This window comes from Longimonas haloalkaliphila (assembly GCF_055379825.1).
Genome location: NZ_AP043948.1, coordinates 3,576,447 through 3,596,796, shown reverse-complemented (window position 1 = coordinate 3,596,796; position 20,350 = coordinate 3,576,447). Strand labels below are relative to the sequence as shown.

At 59.8% G+C, this 20,350-nt stretch carries 19 protein-coding genes; 9 read left to right on the top strand and 10 right to left on the bottom strand.

All coding sequences use genetic code 11. The features are described 5' to 3' along the window. Nucleotides 1-32: 32 nt before the first annotated feature. On the bottom strand, nt 33-860 hold the full coding sequence (gene lgt, locus ACZ48V_RS14095) for a prolipoprotein diacylglyceryl transferase (protein WP_464540143.1): 828 nt from the start codon (nt 858-860) through the stop codon (nt 33-35). A gap of 473 nt (nt 861-1,333) precedes the next feature. On the opposite strand from lgt, the gene tig reads away from it, so the two are divergent. Together tig and ACZ48V_RS14085 are read left to right on the top strand one after the other, a co-directional pair. Then, nucleotides 1,334-2,722 (top strand): trigger factor, encoded by a 1,389-nt coding sequence (gene tig, locus ACZ48V_RS14090; protein ID WP_464540141.1) that lies wholly within the window; start codon nt 1,334-1,336, stop codon nt 2,720-2,722. A gap of 309 nt (nt 2,723-3,031) precedes the next feature. Continuing rightward, complete coding sequence (locus tag ACZ48V_RS14085) at nt 3,032-3,778, top strand: ATP-dependent Clp protease proteolytic subunit (RefSeq protein WP_464540139.1); 747 nt, start codon at nt 3,032-3,034, stop codon at nt 3,776-3,778. Between the two features lie 137 nt (nt 3,779-3,915). Here ACZ48V_RS14085 and ACZ48V_RS14080 read toward each other — a convergent pair whose 3' ends face one another. From ACZ48V_RS14080 to ACZ48V_RS14050, 7 genes are all read right to left on the bottom strand, one after another. Further along, the gene (locus tag ACZ48V_RS14080; RefSeq protein WP_464540137.1) at nt 3,916-4,422 is read right to left on the bottom strand and encodes an HhH-GDP family DNA glycosylase; all 507 of its coding nucleotides are present in this window, start codon (nt 4,420-4,422) and stop codon (nt 3,916-3,918) included. 76 nt (nt 4,423-4,498) lie between these two features. Beyond that, nucleotides 4,499-5,497, bottom strand: coding sequence for a porphobilinogen synthase (hemB, locus tag ACZ48V_RS14075; RefSeq protein ID WP_464540135.1), 999 nt, complete (start codon nt 5,495-5,497; stop codon nt 4,499-4,501). 193 nt (nt 5,498-5,690) lie between these two features. Further along, a complete protein-coding gene (gene cysS / locus ACZ48V_RS14070) occupies nt 5,691-7,199 on the bottom strand; it encodes a cysteine--tRNA ligase (RefSeq protein ID WP_464540133.1) in 1,509 nt (502 codons plus the stop codon). 150 nt (nt 7,200-7,349) lie between these two features. Beyond that, entirely contained in the window at nt 7,350-8,006 is a 657-nt protein-coding gene (locus ACZ48V_RS14065) for a hypothetical protein (RefSeq protein ID WP_464540131.1), read from the bottom strand. A gap of 149 nt (nt 8,007-8,155) precedes the next feature. Further along, the gene (yidD, locus tag ACZ48V_RS14060) at nt 8,156-8,545 is read right to left on the bottom strand and encodes a membrane protein insertion efficiency factor YidD (protein ID WP_464540129.1); all 390 of its coding nucleotides are present in this window, start codon (nt 8,543-8,545) and stop codon (nt 8,156-8,158) included. Between the two features lie 134 nt (nt 8,546-8,679). Further along, nucleotides 8,680-10,251: a DEAD/DEAH box helicase gene (locus ACZ48V_RS14055; protein WP_464540127.1), complete on the bottom strand. Its 1,572-nt coding sequence runs from the start codon at nt 10,249-10,251 to the stop codon at nt 8,680-8,682. 299 nt (nt 10,252-10,550) lie between these two features. Continuing rightward, nucleotides 10,551-11,570, bottom strand: coding sequence for a matrixin family metalloprotease (locus tag ACZ48V_RS14050; protein WP_464540125.1), 1,020 nt, complete (start codon nt 11,568-11,570; stop codon nt 10,551-10,553). A gap of 250 nt (nt 11,571-11,820) precedes the next feature. On the opposite strand from ACZ48V_RS14050, the gene hisI reads away from it, so the two are divergent. Genes hisI through ACZ48V_RS14035 form a run of 3 tightly spaced genes read left to right on the top strand, consistent with a single transcriptional unit; the run spans nt 11,821 to nt 13,595 of the window. Then, nucleotides 11,821-12,210, top strand: a complete 390-nt coding sequence (gene hisI, locus ACZ48V_RS14045) for a phosphoribosyl-AMP cyclohydrolase (RefSeq protein ID WP_464540123.1) — start codon at nt 11,821-11,823, stop codon at nt 12,208-12,210. Nucleotides 12,211-12,263: 53 nt separating this feature from the next. Further along, entirely contained in the window at nt 12,264-12,758 is a 495-nt protein-coding gene (locus tag ACZ48V_RS14040) for a TspO/MBR family protein (RefSeq protein WP_464540121.1), read from the top strand. Nucleotides 12,759-12,803: 45 nt separating this feature from the next. Further along, nucleotides 12,804-13,595 (top strand): alpha/beta fold hydrolase, encoded by a 792-nt coding sequence (locus tag ACZ48V_RS14035; RefSeq protein WP_464540119.1) that lies wholly within the window; start codon nt 12,804-12,806, stop codon nt 13,593-13,595. A gap of 31 nt (nt 13,596-13,626) precedes the next feature. Here ACZ48V_RS14035 and ACZ48V_RS14030 read toward each other — a convergent pair whose 3' ends face one another. After that, nucleotides 13,627-15,117 (bottom strand): SDR family oxidoreductase, encoded by a 1,491-nt coding sequence (locus ACZ48V_RS14030; RefSeq protein WP_464540117.1) that lies wholly within the window; start codon nt 15,115-15,117, stop codon nt 13,627-13,629. A 270-nt stretch (nt 15,118-15,387) separates the two neighbouring features. Here ACZ48V_RS14030 and ACZ48V_RS14025 point away from each other — a divergent pair, with 270 nt between their 5' ends. Beyond that, on the top strand, nt 15,388-15,591 hold the full coding sequence (locus ACZ48V_RS14025; protein WP_353563786.1) for a hypothetical protein: 204 nt from the start codon (nt 15,388-15,390) through the stop codon (nt 15,589-15,591). Between the two features lie 52 nt (nt 15,592-15,643). Beyond that, nucleotides 15,644-16,066, top strand: a complete 423-nt coding sequence (locus ACZ48V_RS14020; RefSeq protein ID WP_464540115.1) for a hypothetical protein — start codon at nt 15,644-15,646, stop codon at nt 16,064-16,066. Between the two features lie 135 nt (nt 16,067-16,201). Here the strand turns inward: ACZ48V_RS14020 and ACZ48V_RS14015 are convergent, their stop codons facing one another. Next, a complete protein-coding gene (locus ACZ48V_RS14015; RefSeq protein ID WP_464540113.1) occupies nt 16,202-17,596 on the bottom strand; it encodes an Lnb N-terminal periplasmic domain-containing protein in 1,395 nt (464 codons plus the stop codon). 120 nt (nt 17,597-17,716) lie between these two features. Between ACZ48V_RS14015 and nth the strand changes: the two genes are divergently transcribed. Further along, entirely contained in the window at nt 17,717-18,565 is an 849-nt protein-coding gene (gene nth / locus ACZ48V_RS14010) for an endonuclease III (RefSeq protein ID WP_464540111.1), read from the top strand. Nucleotides 18,566-18,677: 112 nt separating this feature from the next. After that, complete coding sequence (gene gpmI, locus ACZ48V_RS14005; protein WP_464540109.1) at nt 18,678-20,207, top strand: 2,3-bisphosphoglycerate-independent phosphoglycerate mutase; 1,530 nt, start codon at nt 18,678-18,680, stop codon at nt 20,205-20,207. The last annotated feature ends 143 nt before the right edge of the window (nt 20,208-20,350 follow it).

Below are 20,350 nucleotides of genomic sequence, written 5' to 3'. Positions count from 1 at the left end.
AGGAATGCCCGCCTGAGATTCCCGAAATGGCACTAATTTGCAGCGCGCCGGGCTGGTGTATTTCGCACGGCGCGCCAGATGAGCCAGAGCCCAAGAAGCACAGCCGGGATGCTGAGCAGCTGCCCCATATCGATGGGTAGCACGTTTACAAGATCAGAAACCGGTGCCTTGAAGAACTCGAGTCCAAAGCGTGCGGTGAAGATAAGCACCAGGAAGAGCCCCGAGAGAAATCCGTGCAGGGGAGTGCCGTCTTGTTCGCGGTGGTAGACGTAGAAGCGGTACGTCAGAAAGAGCACGACGAAAATGGTGCCATAGGCGAGGGCTTCGTAGAGCTGAACCGGGTGGCGGGGGATGGTGTCGATGCGTTCGAAGACGAAGGCCCACGGCACATCGGCGGGGAGTCCGTAGAGCTCGGAGTTAAAGACGTTGCCAATACGAATGAACATGCCGGCGAGGGCGGTCGGGATGACGACCCGGTCGGTGACCCAGAGGTACGGCTGTTTCTTTCGTGAGCGCGCATAGAAATAGAGCGCGATGATGATGCCGATGCCCCCGCCGTGGCTGGCGAGTCCGCCCTGGTGCACGTAAAAGATTTCGATGGGGTTGAGGATGTAGTACCCGAAGTTGTAAAACACGATGTGGCCGAGGCGTGCGCCGATGACTGCCCCGCCGATAACGTAGAAGAAGAGCGGCTCCAGGTCGGGAAGCGGGCGGTTCTCCCAGGTAAAGAAGCGGTACATCATCAGATAGCCGATGAGGAAGCCGGTGGTGAAGAGGAGTCCGTACCAGTGCACCTGGATGGCACCAAGTTCAAACAGCACGGGATCGACATCCCATCGGATCTGGGCGAGTACGGGCATGGGCGTAAGGCGGTAGCAGAGTAAACGAGTGGGCGAGACCGGACATGTACATCAGCAGGTACATCAACGGATGCAGTGCGGCGGAGCGTTCCGGAGGCTGCAAGGATATTCGGTGGCGGCACTGAGCAGCAGCATACTGTGGCTGCTTCAGCGTTCTTGGTACGTGCGTTTTTGGTACGTGCGGTCTTGTTGTGTGTAGTTCTTGTCTGGCTATTGTCGGGCCACTGTTAGACGCGTGTAGAGATTAGTAGATGCGTGCAGATACGTGCCTGCACGGTTGCTCTGTAGGTTGTTCTTTGGGTTTTGTCTGCTGACATGACGAGCTTTTCACGGGGGTTTTGTGAGATCCCCTACGTAGGCGTCGTTACAGGCCGATCTTTTCAGCGTTCTGTGCATTTCTATCTCTTGCCATTATGCTACCGCCCAAAGAATGCGGCAGCGCATCGTCTTGATCATCCAGGCATCTGTCATTTATGGAAACGACACTGACCGAAGTATCTCCCGTCGAATACGAGATGGAGGTAACAGCCTCCGCTGACGAGTTGAAAGACCGCGTGCGCGACGCGGTACGTGAGCAGCGCTCTCAGATGGACATCAAAGGGTTTCGCAAAGGCAAGGTGCCGGCCCCGATGGTCAAAAAAATGCATGGCCCGGTGCTTAGCATGCGTGTTGCCGAGCAGGTAACGCAGGATGCCTTTGAGACGATGCTCAACGACAACGAAGAGATCGAGATGATGGGGCAGCCCCAGATCTCGGAGATCGACTACGAGATTGATAGCGACCTGCGCACGGTGCTACGCTTTGGCGTGCGTCCTGAGGTTGAGCTGAAAGACCTGTCGGATGAGGAGGTGCGCATGCTCGTGCACGAGGTTACCGACGAGGACGTCGATAAAGAGATTGACAACATCCGCGAGCAGCAGGCCGACCTGATGCCGGTTGATGAGTCGGCTCAAGACGACGACTACGTAAATGTAGACCTGCAGCGCGTCGACCCGTCGACCGACACGCCGATTATTGGCGAGACCGACGAGGACGTGGGCTTTTTCCTCGACGATGAGCGCCTGCGCGAAGAGCTGCGCGATGCCATCGTAGGAAGTGAAGCCGGCGACACCGTACGGGCCCAGGTGCCCCCGCCGCCACATAGCGAGGAAGAAGAGACGCGCACGTTCGACATCACGATCAACGACGTGAAGCGCCGCGATCTGCCCCCGTTCGACGAGGAACTGGTGCGGCGCGTGACCGACGGAGCCATGGAAGATCCTGAGGAGTTCCGTGCAGAGATGCGTCGACGTATCGAGCAGTCGTACGAGCGCCAGTCGCGCGAGATGGTGCAGGGCGAAATCGTAGATCGCATGCTCGAGCTGCATACCGTGCCAGTGCCCCCCTCGGTCATAGAGTCCTTTCTGGATTCGTTCGAGGAAGAGGTCAAGGAAGAGAACGATGGAGAGCTGCCCGACGACTTTGACCGCACGCACTTCCGCCAGCAGAACCGGGGCGATGCCGAGCAGCAGGCCCGCTGGATGATCATCCGCGATGCGATCGTCGAAGACGCCGACATCGAAGTCACCGACGACGACCTGCGCGACTTCTTCAGCGAGCAGATGCAGGGACAGGACGATATCAGCGCGGATCAGATTCGCGGCTTCTATCAGTCGATGCCTCGCATGATGCAGCAGGTAGACCAGCAGATCCTAAGCCGCAAGGTGTACGATGAGTTGATTGATCGCTTTGATGTGCGTGAGCTGAGCCTGGAAGAGTTCCGCGAAGAGATGGAAGCGGAGCACGCCGCAGCGCACGACCACGCGCACCCCGATCATGATCACGACCACGCCGACGAAGACACGCCGTCGATTATCACGTAACGACGTATCACGCAGCGATGTGTTATGCAGCGATGTGTTGCGCGATGACGGCACAGGCTGTATAGATGCCATGTATCTTATCAAGGATACCTGCAGCATCATTCCTGCCCTGTTGCATGCCTGCAGCGCTGCGTGTGCGTTTGCACACGGGGCGCTGTGGAGTATCGTAACGAAGTGGCATGAATCAGGGCGTGCGCGCAATAGAGTCCGCCAGAGCCGGCAGATAGAGGAACCATCTAAAAGCTCCATAGGTTGGCGTTTGCCCGTCCGCCTTCCCCATCACTCGCCTCCCTAACCCAACATCCCCTTATGGTTGACGACTTTATTAAGTTTAGTAAGAGCCTAACGTCACTGCCTTCCAGCATCTACTCCGGTGGCATGGGCGATCAGCCCATGTCGGGACTGGTGCCCATGGTTGTGGAGCAAACGACGCGCGGCGAGCGGGCCTATGACATTTTCAGCCGCCTGCTCAAGGAGCGTATCGTCTTCATTGGCACGCCGATTAATGACCAGGTCGCCAACCTTACGGTTGCACAGCTGCTGTACCTGGCCAGCGACGACGCCGACCGTGATATCAACCTCTACATTAACTCGCCCGGTGGTGTAATCTACAGCGGGCTGGGCGTATACGATACCATGCAGTATGTGGACGCGCCTGTGGCCACCATCTGTGTCGGACTGGCGGCGTCCATGGGGTCGGTGCTGCTTGCTGCAGGCGAAGAAGGGCGCCGTGCCTGCCTGCCGAACTCGCGCGTTATGATCCACCAGCCGCTGGGTGGTGCTGAAGGACAGGCCTCCGACATCGAAATTCAGGCCCGCGAGATCCTCTGGCTCAAGCAGCGCCTCTTTGAGATCCTGGCCAACCACACCGGACAGGACTTCGATAAGGTGCAAGACGATTCTGACCGTAACTACTGGATGAGCGCTCAGGAAGCAGCCGATTACGGTTTGGTCGACAACGTGCTGGCTAAGCGCACGCTAAGCGATATCAAAGAGCAGAGCGAGGGAGCCGATACGCCCACGCTTGAAGAGGAAGATACAGAAGACGACGAGTAGCAGCCTGCGCTATACGCTACACGTACTGTGTACGATACATGCAAACGGCACCGCTCCCACTGTGGGGCGGTGCCGTTTCTGTGTTTTGGGTTTCTGTGTTTTGGGGATGCGTGCGTAGGTGCGCTTCGAGATGCTATCTACGAAAAGTCACGCTGTCCGAAGTAGTGCAACACGTACTTGATCTTGGATGCTTTGCCCTTGCCAAAGCCCGGCAGCTTTTTGATGCGCTTCTCGATTGTGCCGATGTCGGCGCCGTCGTTCCACATGTTAGCCGCGTCGCCATCGTACTCTTCGGCAATCATCTTGGCGACCTTCTGCGTGTTCTCGGCCATCTTGTTCGTGAAGCGGTGAACAGCCGGCTTCTCGGCAAAGATTGGCTGGAACTCGTCGAAGTCCATCGCAGCGATCGTTGCCATGTCGAGATGGCCGAGGCGCTCCTTCAGGCGCAGCGGTCCGGTAAAGGCATACTCGGCGCGCACGCGCTGGTCATAGAGCAAGCCGAGCAGGGCCGCGTTGGCATCAGCGCGGATGGCGTCGTCCTCCTCGGGGTCGCCGGTTAGGGTGCCTTCGTCCTTGTAGCGCTCCATCATGCGGACGAGTCCGCCCTGGAGGTCGCCGTAGTCGATGGGGGAAATAGATGGCATAGTTGGTTGGGGGTTGGTGCAGAATGATGCGAAGGGATTCGCCGGTGGCAAATTCGTACGGTGCCCAGCCCAGCGGCTACGCATCGTCGCGGAGCCAGCGGGCGGCGTCTTTGGCGAAGTAGGTGAGGATGCTGTCGGCGCCGGCCCGGCGGATGGCGGTGAGCGCTTCAAGGGCAGTCGCCTTTGTGTTTAGCCAGCCGTTCTGTCCAGCAGCGTGGATCATCGCGTACTCGCCGCTCACGTTGTATGCAGCTACGGGCACGTCGGCGGCCTGTTTGACACGGTAGATAATGTCGAGGTATGGTAGGGCCGGTTTCACCATGACCATGTCGGCGCCCTCCTGTAAGTCGAGCCGCAGTTCACGGAGCGCCTCGTCGCTGTTGGCCGGATCCATCTGGTAGGTGGCCTTGTCGGCAGGTACATCGTCGCGTTCGACGGGGGCTGAGTCGAGCGCATCGCGAAAGGGACCGTAGTACGCCGAGGCGTACTTGGCCGTGTACGACAGGATCGCGGTGTCCGTAAAGCCAGCCCTGTCCAGCGCCGCACGGAGCGCCCCAACGCGCCCGTCCATCATGTCGGAGGGGGCAATGACGTCGGCGCCGGCTTCGGCCTGCACGCAGGCGATTGCGCACATGCGCTCGACGGTGGCGTCGTTCGCAATGGCGCCGTCTTCGACGATGCCGTCGTGGCCGTCGGAGGAGTACGGGTCGAGCGCGGTGTCGGTCATGACGAGCAGTTCCGGGACAGCCTCCTTGAGGGCACGGATCGCACGGGGGTAGAGTCCATCGGGATCGGTGGCGGCAGAGGCGGTCGCATCCTTCTGCTGATCGGGAATGGCGGGGAAGAGCGCGATTCCGGGGATGCCGAGTTGATGGAGCGTTTCCGCTTCGCGCACCAGTCGGTCGGTGGTGTAGCGGTACTGGTTCGGCATCGAAGGCACCTCTTCCTGGGCATCGGTGCCTGCCATCACGAAAAGCGGCGCGATGAGGTGATCCGTCGAAAGGCGCGTTTCGCGATTGATGCGCCGCAGGTTCGCAGTGCGTCGCAGGCGGCGCGGGCGTTCAGGGAGATCCATAGTAGAAGATGATAATTTGACATGTGACGGTAGGGACGCATCGCAATGCGTCCACAAAGGCAAAATATGACAGGGACGCATCGCAATGCACCCATACAGAGAGAATAGGGCAAGGATGAAGTAGCGACACATTGCCGATGTGTCGCCTGTGGACCACGATCCACCCGTCCGGACAGGGCACCGCACCGACAAATTACAGCACGGCCTTGCGTTGCCAGGTGGTGCCCTCGGGGCTGTCCATTACCTCGATGCCCATGGCGTCGAGTTCATCGCGGATGGCATCGGCCCGGTCGTAGTCGCCAGATTCGCGCGCAGCAGCTCGTTCGTCGAGCAGGGCTTCGACCTTCGTAGCGAGGTCGTCATTCGCATCCGTGGCGGCGGCCTCCGCATTCCCCTGATGCCAGATGATGCCCAGCAGATCGTTCGTATCCACCAGCCATTCCTGTGCGGCGCGGGCCGTAGCGGTGTTCAGGTCATCGCCGAGTCCGTTGATGAACTTAACGCCTTCGAGTGCTTTCGCCAGCGCCTTCGGAGTGTTCAGGTCGTCGCACATGGCGGCGAGGGTCGCCTCGTAGCAGGCAGTCAGTGTATCCGAAGCGTGATCGGGCCCGCTGCGCTCCGACTGCAGCGCCTTCTCTACGCGATTGGCGGCATCCTGGTAGCGGCCAATGATGCGGGCACTGTCGGCGAGCGTCTTCCTCGTGAAGTTGAAAGGCTTGCGGTACTGGCCCGCCATGAGCGTGTAGCGCAAGGCCAGCGGATCCACGCCGCGTCCGCCCTCTTCCGGTGGATCGATCAGGTCGCGCACCGTGAAGAAGTTATCGGCTGATTTCGACATCTTCTCGCCCTCCACCTGCAGAAATCGGGTGTGGATCCAGTAGCGTACGGAGGTCTCGCCGGTCAGGGATTCGTTCTGGGCGATCTCGCACTCATGATGGGGAAACGCGAGATCTTCGCCGCCGGTGTGCAGGTCGAACGCATCGCCCAGGTATTCCATCGACATCGCCGAGCACTCGATGTGCCACCCGGGAAAGCCCCAGCCCCACGGACTGTGCCACTGCATGAGGTGGTCGGGGTCTTTCTTCCAGAGCGCAAAATCGCGCGGGTCGTTCTTGTCGGGATCTTGCACCGTATCGCGCGATGTCGCCTGCAGTTGGTCGGCAGCCTGGTTGCCCGAGAGCTTGCCATAATCGGGAAACGTGTCTACAGAAAAATAGACGCCCTGGTCGGTCTCGTAGGCATGTCCGCGCTCCATGAGGCGTTCTACAGCTTTGATCTGATGCGAGACGTGCTCGGTGGCGCGCGGACGCACGTCGGGCTCCAGCAGGTTGAGCGCGTTCCAGTCGTCGAGCAGCACCGCGGTGTAGTAGCGCGCCAGGTCATAGATGTTGGCAAAGCGCTGCCCCTCGCGCTCCAGTGCCGCAGCCATCTTATCCTCGCCCTCCGGGTCGACCAGGTCGTCCTGAGTGAGATGGCCCACATCGGTGACGTTGCTCACGAAGGTGGTGTCCCACCCGAGCGCCTGCGCGGTGCGGTTGATGAGATCGGCGGTGAGGAACGACCGGAAGTTGCCGATGTGCGCGTAAGTGTATACCGTAGGGCCGCATGCGTAAAAGCGAAGGTGCTCGTCTTCCAGTGGCTCGACGGGCTCTACCTGGCGGGTCAGCGAGTTGTAGAGGCGAAACGAGGGCACATCGGCCATAAGCATGCGGACGGTTGTTGGAAAGAGACCAAGATGACCTTACTGCGCCTGTGCTACAATGTGCCGCAGCGGCGGTTTAAGAACCTATGTTGGCAGAGGTTGCTGGTACAGCATCGTTGTTGGTACAACCAGCTCCCAAGCGGGCTACTGTCATGGCTCCTGCTGCGTCCAGAGGGCTGAGGAGGACGTACGCTGGGCGACCGCGGCATCGATAGCCTGCTTAACGCGGTCTACCACATATCCAATACCCAGCGCCCAGGCGCTCAGGCCGAACAGCAAAAGCGGCACGAGCGCTCCGTAGACAACAAGATGGATCATGCGGAGAGATGGGTCGAGCAGTGCAGCGCCGCCCAGAAATGCCCAGCCCGCGATCAACGAAGCGATGCCGGCGGCCGCAAACTTTCGGCCCAGTGGCCATCGTTCAGGCGCGCCCCAGATCCAGGTACGAATGCTCGACATAAGGAGTCCAACAAGCGCAAGTATGCCCCAAGCGCGCAGAATCCAGGGAATAATGTCGTCCTCGGTTAGCTGGATACTGACCGACTCTTCATCACGCTCTGTTGCCGGCTCGGTAGCAGGATCGATGAATCGCTCGACCAACGGCTCCACGCGCTCAATCAGTGCGTCGATTGTATCGGGATTTGACCGGGCCATCTCGTAGACCCCAACGAAACCAAGCCCGGCGAGCATGATGAGCATAAAGCCCCATACGAGAATTACGGGAGTAAGCTGCGTCCACCGTATGTAGTCCAGCCCCAGCTTGATGATAAGCGCCCCAAGGTAGATAACATCTTCCCTGTTAAGCATGCCTTAATGCAGTCTGAATGAGAAGAGGGCCCCTACTGGTCGCACAGCTTCACGTACGGACACGGGGCACTGCCCACATATGAGATACGCGCGTACGGGATAAACGCGGATTGTGCCCTCATCACCTGTGTGCGGTGCTGCATCAGTTCCTATGAAGCAGGCCGAGCCCCTGGAGGGGGATCGGAGTGCTCGCCTGTCGAGGCATTCTCGTGTTCATGCCCTTGTAATTTGTGATCGGCGTTGCACCGATCTCTATCGGGAGGCGCTTCTCCAAACCAGCGGGGCGGATCGTATCCTGACCCGCCGAGCGGGTGGCATCGTCCTACGCGGTAGATCGTCAGAATCAGGCCTTTTATGGCGCCGTACTTACGAAGCGCCTGCTCGGCATACGACGAACACGTAGGATGAAAGCGGCACGTAGGCGGCGTAAAAGGCGAAATCGCGTTCCGGTACACCCATAGCAGTCCCAGCAGCAGGTGGCGGGGCAACTGCCAGAGAGCGCGTCCAATTTGGTACACGGCTGTGCGTAGCGTCTCCATAGCGATCCTGTATACGCAAGCTCGATTCGTAGAGATTCGCCGATCTACCCAACAAAAAACCGCCTGTCCTCAAAGCGAGAACAGGCGGAGCTGTAGACGTGGGTGGTCAGCGCCGGTTTTACGCGGCAGGTGGGTTACTCGACCCGTACGCGTCGGCGCCCGATCTTGTAGCTACCGCTCTTGGCACGGATCTGCTTGACATATTCGCTGGGCACATCCACCGTGGTGTGGCCTGCGTGGATGTCGATACGCCCGATGGCGCTTCCAGGCATTTTGGTGGCGCTGGCCAGCGTACCCACGACCTGCCCGGGCCGCGTGTTGTTGCGTTTGCCGGTGTTCAGGCGCAGGCGCACCATGCCGTCTTCGTGCGAGGCAACGGGCTGGTCTGCTTTCTTGGGGGATGCAGAGCGGTTCGCCTTCGCGCGCTGCTTGCGAGCCACCTGAAGGGCGGCAGCGGCTACGTCGAGCGGATCGTGCCCCTCATCCGCCAGTGCATCTACGATAGCGCGCTCGCGTGAGGTGTTGTTGGATGCAATCCACTCAGACACCTCAGAACGCAGCTTCGCATCTCGATGCGTCTGCACATCCGATTCGGTCGGTACGTCGGTACGAACAATGGTTCGCTTGATGTGGCGCTCGGTGTGCTTCAGGCGCTTGTGGCGGTTTGGCGTAACGAGCGTAAGCGCCGTGCCTGAGCGTCCGGCGCGTCCGGTGCGGCCCACGCGGTGCACATACACCTGCGGGTCGCGCGGTAGGTTGTAGTTGAACACATGCGACACATGGTCGATGTCGAGTCCGCGAGCGGCCACGTTGGTGCCGACCAGAATGGTAATGGCGCCGCTCCGAAAGCGGTCAAGCATGCGCTGCCGCTCGGGCTGGTCCATCTCGCCGTTGAGCGCTCCGGCGTTGTATCCCTTCGACTGCAGCGTATCGGCGAGCCGGAAGGTATCGTTGCGGGTGCGTGCAAATACGATAGCGCTGGTGATGTCTTCTGTCTCCAGCAGGCGCATGAGCGCTGGCGTGCGGTCGCGCTTCGACACGGGGTAGTAGCGCTGTTCAATGCTGGATACGGTGCGCTCCTTCGGCTCCAGGCGGCATGACTCGGGATTGTTCAGCTGCTGCTTGGCGAGGCGCTGAAAGTCGTTCGACATCGTCGCCGAAAAGAAAGCCGTCTGCCGCTCGTCGGGGGTGGCGCCGAGGATGGCCTTTATGTCGTCGATAAAGCCCATGCTGAGCATCTCATCGGCCTCGTCGAGCACGGCGACCTGAACGTTGCTCAGGTCGAGGGCCTTCTTCCGGATAAGGTCGAGCATGCGTCCGGGCGTGCCCACAACCACATCAACGCCCTTCTTGAGACGACGAATCTGGCGCTGGTACGGCTGTCCGCCGTAGATCGGCAGGACGCGGATGTCCAGACGATTGCCATAGGCGTAGACGGCCTCGGCAACCTGTTTGGCGAGCTCACGGGTAGGGGTTACGACGATGCCGCGGAGCGTACCGGTGCCTTCACCGAGGGTGTGAAGCATCGGAAGTGCAAAGGCCGCGGTTTTACCCATGCCGGTCTGCGCCTGCCCGACGACGTCGCGTCCGGCCAGCTGTGCTGGAATCAGGGCTTCCTGGATGGGGGTAGGGGTGGTGTAGCCGCGTTCGCTCACGGTTTCGGCGAGTGAGGCGTTCAGCCCGAGGGCTGCGAAAGGGGTAGACATAAACAAGATGCATGTACAGAACGAGAAGCAGCCGGATGGGGCAGCGACCTCTTGCGAAATAATGATCCGCCACTTCGTCCTGTTTGCATAGATCTGCAAAAGACCTGCATAAGCCGGTGAGTCCGCACAGATGGGCGGGGCGTCGGCTCCTCCAATCGAGTCGGACGACCCAGGTGCGGAAACTCCATACATGTATAGCCGGCAGCGGCGTCAGGGATGTGGAGGGAGCGTCTGCATCCCGCGAACACCACGCAGATTCGAAGGGCTTCAATGCTGTATCAATGCAGCAAGAAAGCGCTTCACCACCCGCATAGTTGCTTCAGGGCTTGCACATCGGCGGCGGCGAGGGCCGTGCGAGCGCGGTTTTCGTCGGTGTTGACGGCGTGCATGACGGCCTGCTCATCGTCTACGTGGTCCAGTCCGAGCGCATGGCCCAGTTCGTGCGCAAGCGTCAGGCGAAGGTCGTTTCGGTCGTGAAAGTGGTAGACGGTGATGGAGTGCGCAAGCCGCTCGCCGGTCTGCTGCAGGGTGCGGACGCGATAGACCCCCTGGTTGAAGCTTTGCGCCTGGGCGAATCGCGCGTTGAAGCGACCGACTTCTACGTTCAGCGCCTCGGTTGCGCGGTTAGCACGGCGAACGTGCTCGTTGTACCGGTCACGCAGCGTGTTAACGGTGTGGGCCTCCTGCTCGACACGCCGCTGCATCTTGTCTATAGCGTTCTGATATCGCTCCAATCGGGCCTGGTAGGCCCCTGTGCGTTCGACCTCTCCGGCATTCCATGCATCGACCCGTTCGTTCTGGCGGGCAATCATACGGTTGAGGCGGTCGACCGAGCGGTCGTAGGCAGCAACGCGTGCATCCAGAGCCGTTCGCAGCGACTCCAGCTGGTCTGTCCGGGCTTCCTGCATGTCGCGGGCTTCAGCGAGCGAGCGTTCGGCTTGGCGCCGCGCCTCCCACTGCCCCTGCCGCTCGTCGTAGATCATCCGGATGAGAAGTTCGCCGGTTCCAGTTTCGGTAAAGAGAGGGCGGCTCGTTGGGGCCTCCCACATAGCAATGGCTTCGCGGATCGCCGTGCGCAGCGCGTCCGACGAGATGCCAAACTGCGGATCTACATCGCCGATCTGGTAGGTAAGAGGAAGCTCGCTGCAGCTGCCGATAGCACGTACGCTTGATTGCTGCTGTGCCTCTGCTTTCGGCGCCAGAACAGCGATAGCAAGCAGCAGGATCAGTCCAACGCAGGCCTCTTGAACAAAAGCCCGGTTCGAGCACATCGGGGCGGCAAGCGCCTGAGGCCGGGTAGGACGCGGGGGGAAGACCATAACGGATAGGGGGAGCGTGAAGGGATTGTTTTCACGAAGATGTGTGTCGTGCATCAACACGGTCAAAAAGTGCAAAAACTGCGCCTGTACATGTGCCTGTACAAATGCCTATACAAAGGAGAGAACACCTGCAAATAGTCCAGCCGTAGACGCTATAACGAATCAAGTACAACGAAGCAGGCGCAACGAAGCGGTTCGGACAGCGTACAGGAGCCCCCACTTGATTTGTTGCATAGATTCTTACTCTGCTGTGGCGCACGCTCTACTCAACCACGTTCAGTTTAACGACGACGGACTCGTGGCGGCTATCGCCCAAGACCATGCGTCTGGTACGGTGCTCATGGTTGCGTACATGAATGCCGATACCCTGCAAGAGACGCTCGATACCGGACGCATGGTGTACTGGAGTCGCTCGCGCCAGAAGGTGTGGCGCAAAGGCGAAACCAGTGGCAACGTGCAGCATGTGCACGAAGTACGTATCGACTGCGACGGCGACATGCTGCTCTTTAAGGTTGAGCAGGTCGGCAATGCAGCATGCCATACTGGACACCAGTCGTGCTTCTATCGCCGTGTGGAAGACGACGGTCTTGTCAACGACGGCACGAAGGTGTTCGACCCGGAGACCGTCTACGGATCGTAAGCTGCCCGTTCGCATCCCGCTAAATAGATCTTCTGCCCGCACGCAGATACGCCATGGCTACCCAAGACCGAACATGGATGCGCGACGCTGGGCTGCTTCTGGCTGCGCTGGTGCTCTGCCAGGGCGTAGGTGCGCTGGCAGGATACGTAACGCAAGGGCCGGTACAGAACTGGTATCCGACGCTCAATAAGCCGTTTTTTACGCCCCCCGACTGGCTCTTCGCGCCGGTCTGGATCACGCTCTATGCGATGATGGCTGTGGCCTGGTATCTGGTACTGCGGCAGGGCTGGGGGGATGCGCAGGTGCAACAGGCTACGTGGGCCTTCCTCGTACAGCTGGCGCTCAACGGCACATGGTCGTTTGTCTTCTTCGGCATGCAGTCCATCGCGGGTGGACTGGTCGTGATCATCGCGCTCTTGCTTGCGATTCGATGGACGCTCAAGCGCTTTCGTCCGCTTAGCAAGCCTGCGTTCTGGTTACTGATTCCGTATGTGTTCTGGACCATGTACGCAACGCTGCTCAACGGAACGCTCTGGATGATGAACTAATCGCTTTTCCCCTGTCTATTCTCCTATCTACCTGCGCTGCCAGCCATGCCCACAGCGACGCTCAACGGAGCCAAACTACACTTCGACACCCAAGGTAACGGTGCGCCTGTGGCCTTTCTGAACGGCATCATGATGACTACGGCATCGTGGCGTGCGCAGACGGCGGTGCTTGGCAGGCGCTACCGGTGCGTGCTGCACGACATGCGGGGCCAGCTGCGTAGCGAGAAGCCCGAGCGCATCACGCTGGATGATCACGTAGAGGACTTTCGGGCGCTGTTTGACTACCTTGCCATCGACTGTTGCCACGTGGTAGGCACGTCGTACGGCGGTGAGGTGGGGCTTCTCTTTGCAGCGGCATACCCTGAGCGCGTGCAGAGCCTGGCGGTTATCAGCGCGGTGAGCGAAGTTGGTCCGCGGCTACAGAGGCAGACGGAAGCGTGGGCTGCTGTAGCGCGAAGCTGTCCGGAGCAGCTATATGCTACCACGGTGCCCGACAATTATGCGTCGGACTTTCTGGGTGCACATCCCGATGCTGTAGAGTCTGGACGTGAACGACTGGCGGGGTATCCCGACGACTTCTTTCCGGCGTTTGCCCGGCTGGTGGATGCATTTCTCGCGCTCGACATCACCGACCGCCTGCCAGACATCGCCTGTCCGACGCTGGTACTGTGCGGTTCTGAGGATACGCTTAAGCCCGTCCGCTACAGCCGGCTCCTGGCCAAGGGCCTCCCGAACGCTACGTTTCTGACGGTGCCTGATGCGGGCCATGCGGTCGTTATCGAGCGCCCGGATGCCGTGAACACAGCGCTGCTTGGCTTTCTGGCGATGCATGAATGAGCGTTCAAGCGTTCAGGGATGCGAAAATCGACTACGATGCCAGTGTAGCGGCAGGTTGAGGGTGGGCCTCAATGCGGTCGCGCAGGGCATTCAGCATGCCGGAGAACATCACGCTGTGCGGCAGAGCCATCACGTACCAGTAGAGCGTACCCCACAGGCCACGCGGCTCGAAGAAGTTGATCTGCCGTACGACCGCCCGCCCCTCGCCATCGGGCTCCACTTCGTACTGCAGCCAGGCGCGTCCGGGCATCGTCATCTCGGCACGCAGACGAAGCAGATGGGGCGCCTCCACCTCCTCGGCACGCCAGAAGTCGACCGTGTCGCCAGCGCGCAACTCGGTGGGATGGCGTCGCCCCTGCCGGTAGCCGATGCCGCCCATGAGTTGGTCCAGATATCCGCGCAGCCGCCAGAGCGCATCGCCGTAGAGCCAGCCGGTCTCGCCGCCAAGCGACTGAATCACCGCGAAGGCGTCTTTGGGGGATGCTTCCACCTGTACCTGGCGCGTTTCCTTGAACATGCCTTGCGTCGTTTCCAGCGACACGCGTACCAGCCGTCCTTTTGGATGCGAAGATACAGCGCTGTTCCACACGGTTGGAATGTCGTTTGAGGCGTAGCGCCGCAACGCCAGCCGCACGGCCGCCTCGTACGAGATGGGCTCGACATCCGGGAAGAGGCGCCGCGCGACCGTCGGGTCATCAACGGTGACCTCGTTGTCGAGCCCTTCAATAAGGGGACGGGCAATCTGGTTTGAGATCGGCGTTACAAGTCCGACCCAGTGCGATGACAGACCAGGTGTAAGAAACGGGACGTTAACAATGGGGCGGTTCAGCCCGCGCACTTTGGCGTAACGCTGAAACATGTCGCCATAGGTAAGCACATCGGATCCCCCGATCTCGATGATGCGTCCGGCGCTTTTGGGCTGGTCGAGCGCATCTACCAGATATTGCAGCACGTTGCGGATGGCAATGGGCTGCGTGGGCGTCTGCACCCATTTGGGACAGATGAGCAGGGGCACGCGTTCGGTGAGGTAGCGAATGAGTTCGAACGAGAGGCTGCCCGACCCCACGATGACGGCCGCGCGAAATTCGGTAATGGGAATCGCCCCTTTGCGTAGCACGTCGCCGGTCTCCATGCGGCTTTTTAGGTGATGCGAGAGCTGGTCGCCCTTGGGCTGAATGCCGCCGAGGTAGATCATGCGCTCGACACCGGCAGCCTCGGCGGCCTCACGGATGTTGGTGGCCGCGCGACGGTCGCGCTCGGCAAACTCGCTGCCCGCCGCCAGCGAATGGATGAGGTAGTAAGCGGCGTCGATTCCTTCGAATACATCGCCCAGCGTTTCGGGCTTGAGCGCGTCGCCCGTGACGACCTCCACGCGGTCGCTCCAGGGCTGGGCTTCCAGGCGGGCGGCATCACGTACAAAGCAGCGAACCCGGTAGCCTTCACGCAGCAGACAGGGTACAAGTCGGCCTCCTACATATCCGGTTGCCCCGGTCACCAGGACGTGCTGAATAGCGTCAGACATTGCGCTTTGGGCTATTGAAGTGGGGGAATATCTACATAGGAGTGGAATGCATGCCCCGCGGTGCGGTTTGCATAGAGCGGTCTGTTCAGTAGAGACGGATGCAACGATGCTGTTTGTGAACAGCAGCCTACCGCGCTGGACAATGATCGGCGTTGCGCATTACAAAAATGTCCCATCTCGGAAGAACCTACACCGCGAAAATTTCATCTATGTACTCAGGACAGTAGCACTCTTGTATCGCATTCTTATCAAAAAAGCGCACGGTTTATTATGGCTGAAAACGTAGATGACACCAAAACGTGGCCTGAACTCGCAATTGGTCTGTACGACAAGCTGACGGGTCGCGGCGCAGAGATCTCGTATGAATTCGATAATTTTGAGCTGGAAGTGCCCAGTAAAGTAGGTGGTGACGCTGAGTATGCCAAGTGGAAGATGAACGGCACGCTCCGCATCCGCACCCGCGACGACGCATAGCGCGTCTGGGCGCATCGTGCACCCCTCTCATTCCTAAACCTGCCTGAATGGTATGGCTACTCCGCTCGATGTGCTCGGTGATCTGACGCTCACCGTTGACGATGATCGCATAGATGTACGGGGTGATGGTCGCCGCATTGTAATCGATGTGCCGTCGACCACCGCAGCGCGCAACGTGCTGCTGAAGTCACCGTATGGTGGCGATTCGCCTCAAGAAACGGCAACGTATGTGCATGAACTGCTCAGCGAAGTCGACCTTACACTCGACATTATGCTGAACCAGCAGCGCGTAGCGCGCCTCGGGGCTGACGCACGCCCCAACGCGGTGTCGCGCTTCCTGAACATGCCTGCTGTAGAGGTGCATCCGTCGGTTCCGGCCCGCGATACCGCGTCGCGTAATCCGATAGCTACAGCGCTCTTGCTTGTCACAGGTGTTCTGTTTGTCCTGTGGCTACTGCGAGGCGATGAGGATTGAACATGCGGTGAGCAGCGGTGGGTAACAGACGAGACCACACCACGACTAAATTACGACTGAACTGCAAAGGGGGTGGCCACCACAGGCCATCCCTTTCTGTTTGTTGATCTGTGTCTTAGAACCTGTTTTGATTTCTTAATTTGGGCTGCAATCGGCTCGGCGCTCCCCGGATGATTCCTGCAACGACGTGTGCCCGTTTTCAGACGAACCGGTCGCCGCAGCGTCTGTCGTCGACGGTGAAGCACTGGATGGGGCTGGCGCTACAGAGGGAGTAGATCGAGCGATGCCGCTCCGCCACCCGGCACGGAGCCCGATAAGCATCACGAGCGGAATGAGTCCGCTGTAGAGCACCTGGGGCCAGAATGGCCACCCGGCGAGCAGAACAAGGGCGCTGCCCGCTGTAGCGATCCAGTAGTAACGCAGGTATCGTTCAGAAAGGGCTGCCCGTCTCAGCAGGGCCGCAGCAACCAGATGGGTCGGCCAGGCCCAGAGTAGGTTTAGATTCTGATTGGTCACCTCATGCAAGCTAATAAACCACAGAAAGGCCATGAGGAGTCCGGCTGTGCCTGCAACGCCAAACAAGGCCCGGTCGAACGCATCGGCCCAGTCCACGGGTGCGTGGCGCTGCTTTGCTGTAAGCACGATACCCACACCAAGCAGTCCCCACATGACGGCTGCAGGCCAGGGAAAAGCATCTTGGGGATGCGTATAACCGTCGATCCAGAGCAGGGTGTCGGTTGCAGCGACCAGCGGGCGGCGCCCGGCGTCATCGTCGAGGTAGGCATGGTCGGCCGCATCCAACAGAAAATCCGGTAGAAACATAGCCTCGTACGCCGTAACCTCCCGGTCGACCTGCGGGCCGAGAGCGAGGTAGAAGCCGAAGGTGGTCCATGGACGGTCTGCTACGTACAGGTCGAGCATTTCGCGGAACGTATAGCCTGGAGCGGGGGCCTCCGACCAGTCGATCGCCTGGGGCCAGACTGCATCGCAGGCGTCTCGGATACGCGTGGAGCAGTTGTCGAACAGGAAGTCGTAGCGGTATACCCGGTTCTCAGGCTGGACGTTGGTGCGCAGGAACGCAATGAGCGCATCCCGCTGGGCGGGTGTTACGTTGAGCGTTTGTTCGATAACAGGGCGCCCGAGTTGCTCGTAGTGCCGCACGGCTGCCGAAAACGGAGCCACGCTCAAGTAGTAATCGAGCTGACCGTACAGGAATTTGGGTACGAACCAGCGGTCGAACTGAAAAGTGCCGTAGTTATAAAGCCGGTCGACGCCGCGTTCTGGGTCGCGCACGCGCAACGCACTGTGTCCGAACGCCTCGTAGACCGCGGGGCCCGGCAAGATGGTAATGAGCGTCACCTCGGCCTCGTTCGAGGACTCTGCTACGGCGGGCACTGCTGAGGTGGGCACTGCTGGGAGATGCGGGTCAGAACTGCCATTTGCGGCGGCAGGGGGCATCCATGCGGCTGCCATGCCGGTTAGCATCGTGCAAAACAGGCCAATGCCTATGTATCGAGAAACCCAGGCCATACGTCTTTCATTGTGATACGCGTCGTATACGGCGAATGTGAACGAGGGGGCAGCCAGACGGTTCGTGCGTATGCGGCGCGCATCGCTTCTACCAAGCTTCTGACAACACGCCTTTATCCTGTGGGACGTACCGAACGTGCACGCATTACTCTTTCGCGCCTCCGCGAGGCTATCGACCGCCCCGAAACCGAACTGCAGTACACAACGCCATACGAGCTGCTCGTAGCCGTTATCCTTTCGGCGCAGTGTACCGATGAACGCGTCAACAAGACCACGCCGGCGCTGTTCGCGGCGTTCCCAACCGTGGAAGACATGGCCGAGGCCGACCCCGACGACATCTACCCCTATATCAAGTCGGTCACGTTCCCAAATAACAAGTCGGGCTACCTGGCCAAGATGGCGCGCAAGGTGTGCAACGACTTTGACGGATCCATCCCGGAAACCGTTACCAATCTGCAGAAGCTGTCGGGCGTGGGGCGCAAGACCGCGCAGGTCGTGGTAAACGTAGCGTTCGACGTGGCTGCGCTGCCAGTGGATACGCATGTCTTTCGCGTAGCCAACCGCATCGGACTTGTACGGCGCGATGCCGACACACCTGCAAAAGTTGAGCGCCAGCTCAAGCGCGTCATCCCGCGCGAAGACTGGGGAGATGCGCACCATCTGCTCATCTTGCACGGGCGCTACACGTGCACGGCACGGAGCCCGTCGTGCGACGCGTGTCCGCTCACCGACATCTGCGATCACTACACGCGCTTGCAGCGCCTGCCCGACCCGCGTCCGGGACTGAGGGCCAACAAAGGCGATTACTACTGCCGCACCTGCGACTCTTACTTCGACACGCCCGATACCCACATAGACCGCTACGACATTAAACAGACGGCCTGTCCACGTTGCACCTCTATGATGGTCTTTCGCACACGCGACGGGAAACCGACCAAACAGCCGCTCGACTTTCGCGTGAATGGATAGAAGCAACAATGGATAGAGGCAACGCCGCGGCTGGCGCGTATTACCGACCGCATGCGCCAACAGCGGCGCACCGCCGTGCTACCGAATGGTTTTTAGACATACCAACCTGCTTATGACGCCTTCCAAAAAACATCTGCTGCTTATCCTCGATGGCTATGGCATTGCTGAAGACAAAGCGGTCAGCGCAATCGACACTGCCGATACGCCCTACATCGATGCGCTTTTTGACACGTACCCGCATGCCACCCTTACGGCTTCAGGGGAAGCAGTAGGATTGCCCGACGGACAGATGGGTAACTCCGAAGTCGGGCACATGAATCTCGGTGCGGGGCGCATTGTGTACCAGGAAATTACCCGCATCAACAAAGCGATCGACGACGAGTCGTTCTTTGAGAACGAGCCCCTGGTGGATGCGGTGCGCCATGCCAGAAAGAAAAACTCGAAGCTGCATCTGATGGGCTGCTTTTCGGATGGCGGGGTGCACAGCCATCTCGACCATCTGTACGCGCTTCTTGAACTGGCCGCGCGCGAGGGGCTCGATCGGCGTCAGGTGTGCGTGCATGCCTTCACCGACGGGCGCGACACCGATCCGCATGGGGGAACCGACTACATGTGGGAGTTTAAGCAGGAGGCCGAACGGGCCGGCGTCGGTCGTGTGGTTTCGATCATCGGGCGGTACTATGCGATGGATCGCGACGAGCGGTGGGAGCGCACCGAGCGCGCATACCGCTTACTTACCGAGGGCGAGGGCGAAACGTTTACCGATCCGGTAGATGCGCTTCATGCAAGCTACGACGACGGCATCACTGACGAGTTCGTAGAGCCGCGTGTCATTGACTACGGCGACCGCACCCGCAACCATATTGCCGATAACGATGCGGTCATCTTCTACAACTTTCGTGGCGACCGGGCGCGCCAGATTACACGCGCCTTCACCGAAGACGACTTTGACGGCTTCGACCGGGGCGAAAAGCTCGACCTGAAGTACGTGATCTTCTCGCCCTATGATGAAACGTTTGACCTGCCGGTAGCCTTTCCGAAGCTTAACCTTAAAGAAACGATCGGCGAGGTCGTGGCTGCACAGAGTGGCACTCAGCTTCGCGCTGCTGAAACTGAAAAGTATCCACACGTAACGTACTTCTTTAGCGGCGGGCGTGAAGAGCCGTTTGAAGGCGAAGATCGCATCCTCGTGCCGTCTCCGAAGGTGGCAACGTACGACCTGCAGCCCGAGATGAGCGCGCCTGAGCTATCGGCGCGCGTGGCCGAGGCGCTCGCTGAAAACGAGTACACGCTCGCTGTTGTCAACTTTGCAAATCCTGATATGGTGGGCCATACAGGCGACTTCGATGCTGCCGTGAAAGCGGTAGAAGCGGTAGATGCTGGCACGCGCACGGTCGTTGATGCGGCGCTGGAGGCAGGATACAGCGTGAGCATCATTGCGGACCATGGCAATGCCGACAAGCTCAGAAACGAGGATGGTAGTCCCAATACAGCACACACAACGGCACAGGTGCCACACATCATCATCAAAGACGACGTGGCAGACGTCCATGATGGCAAGCTGGGCGACGTTGCGCCTACAATCCTGGCTATGCTCGGCATTGAACGACCGCGTTCAATGACTGGATCGGTGCTCGTGTGATGCGGCATGCATCCCTGCCAAACAAACGTCCACACAAAACAAAAAAACGCCCGCTCCAGGGCTTCTCCTGGAGCGGGCGTTTTGTATGTGGTTGTGTATGTGGGGCGAGCGGCTGCGCAGCTGACGGCGGCGCCTGGCCATGA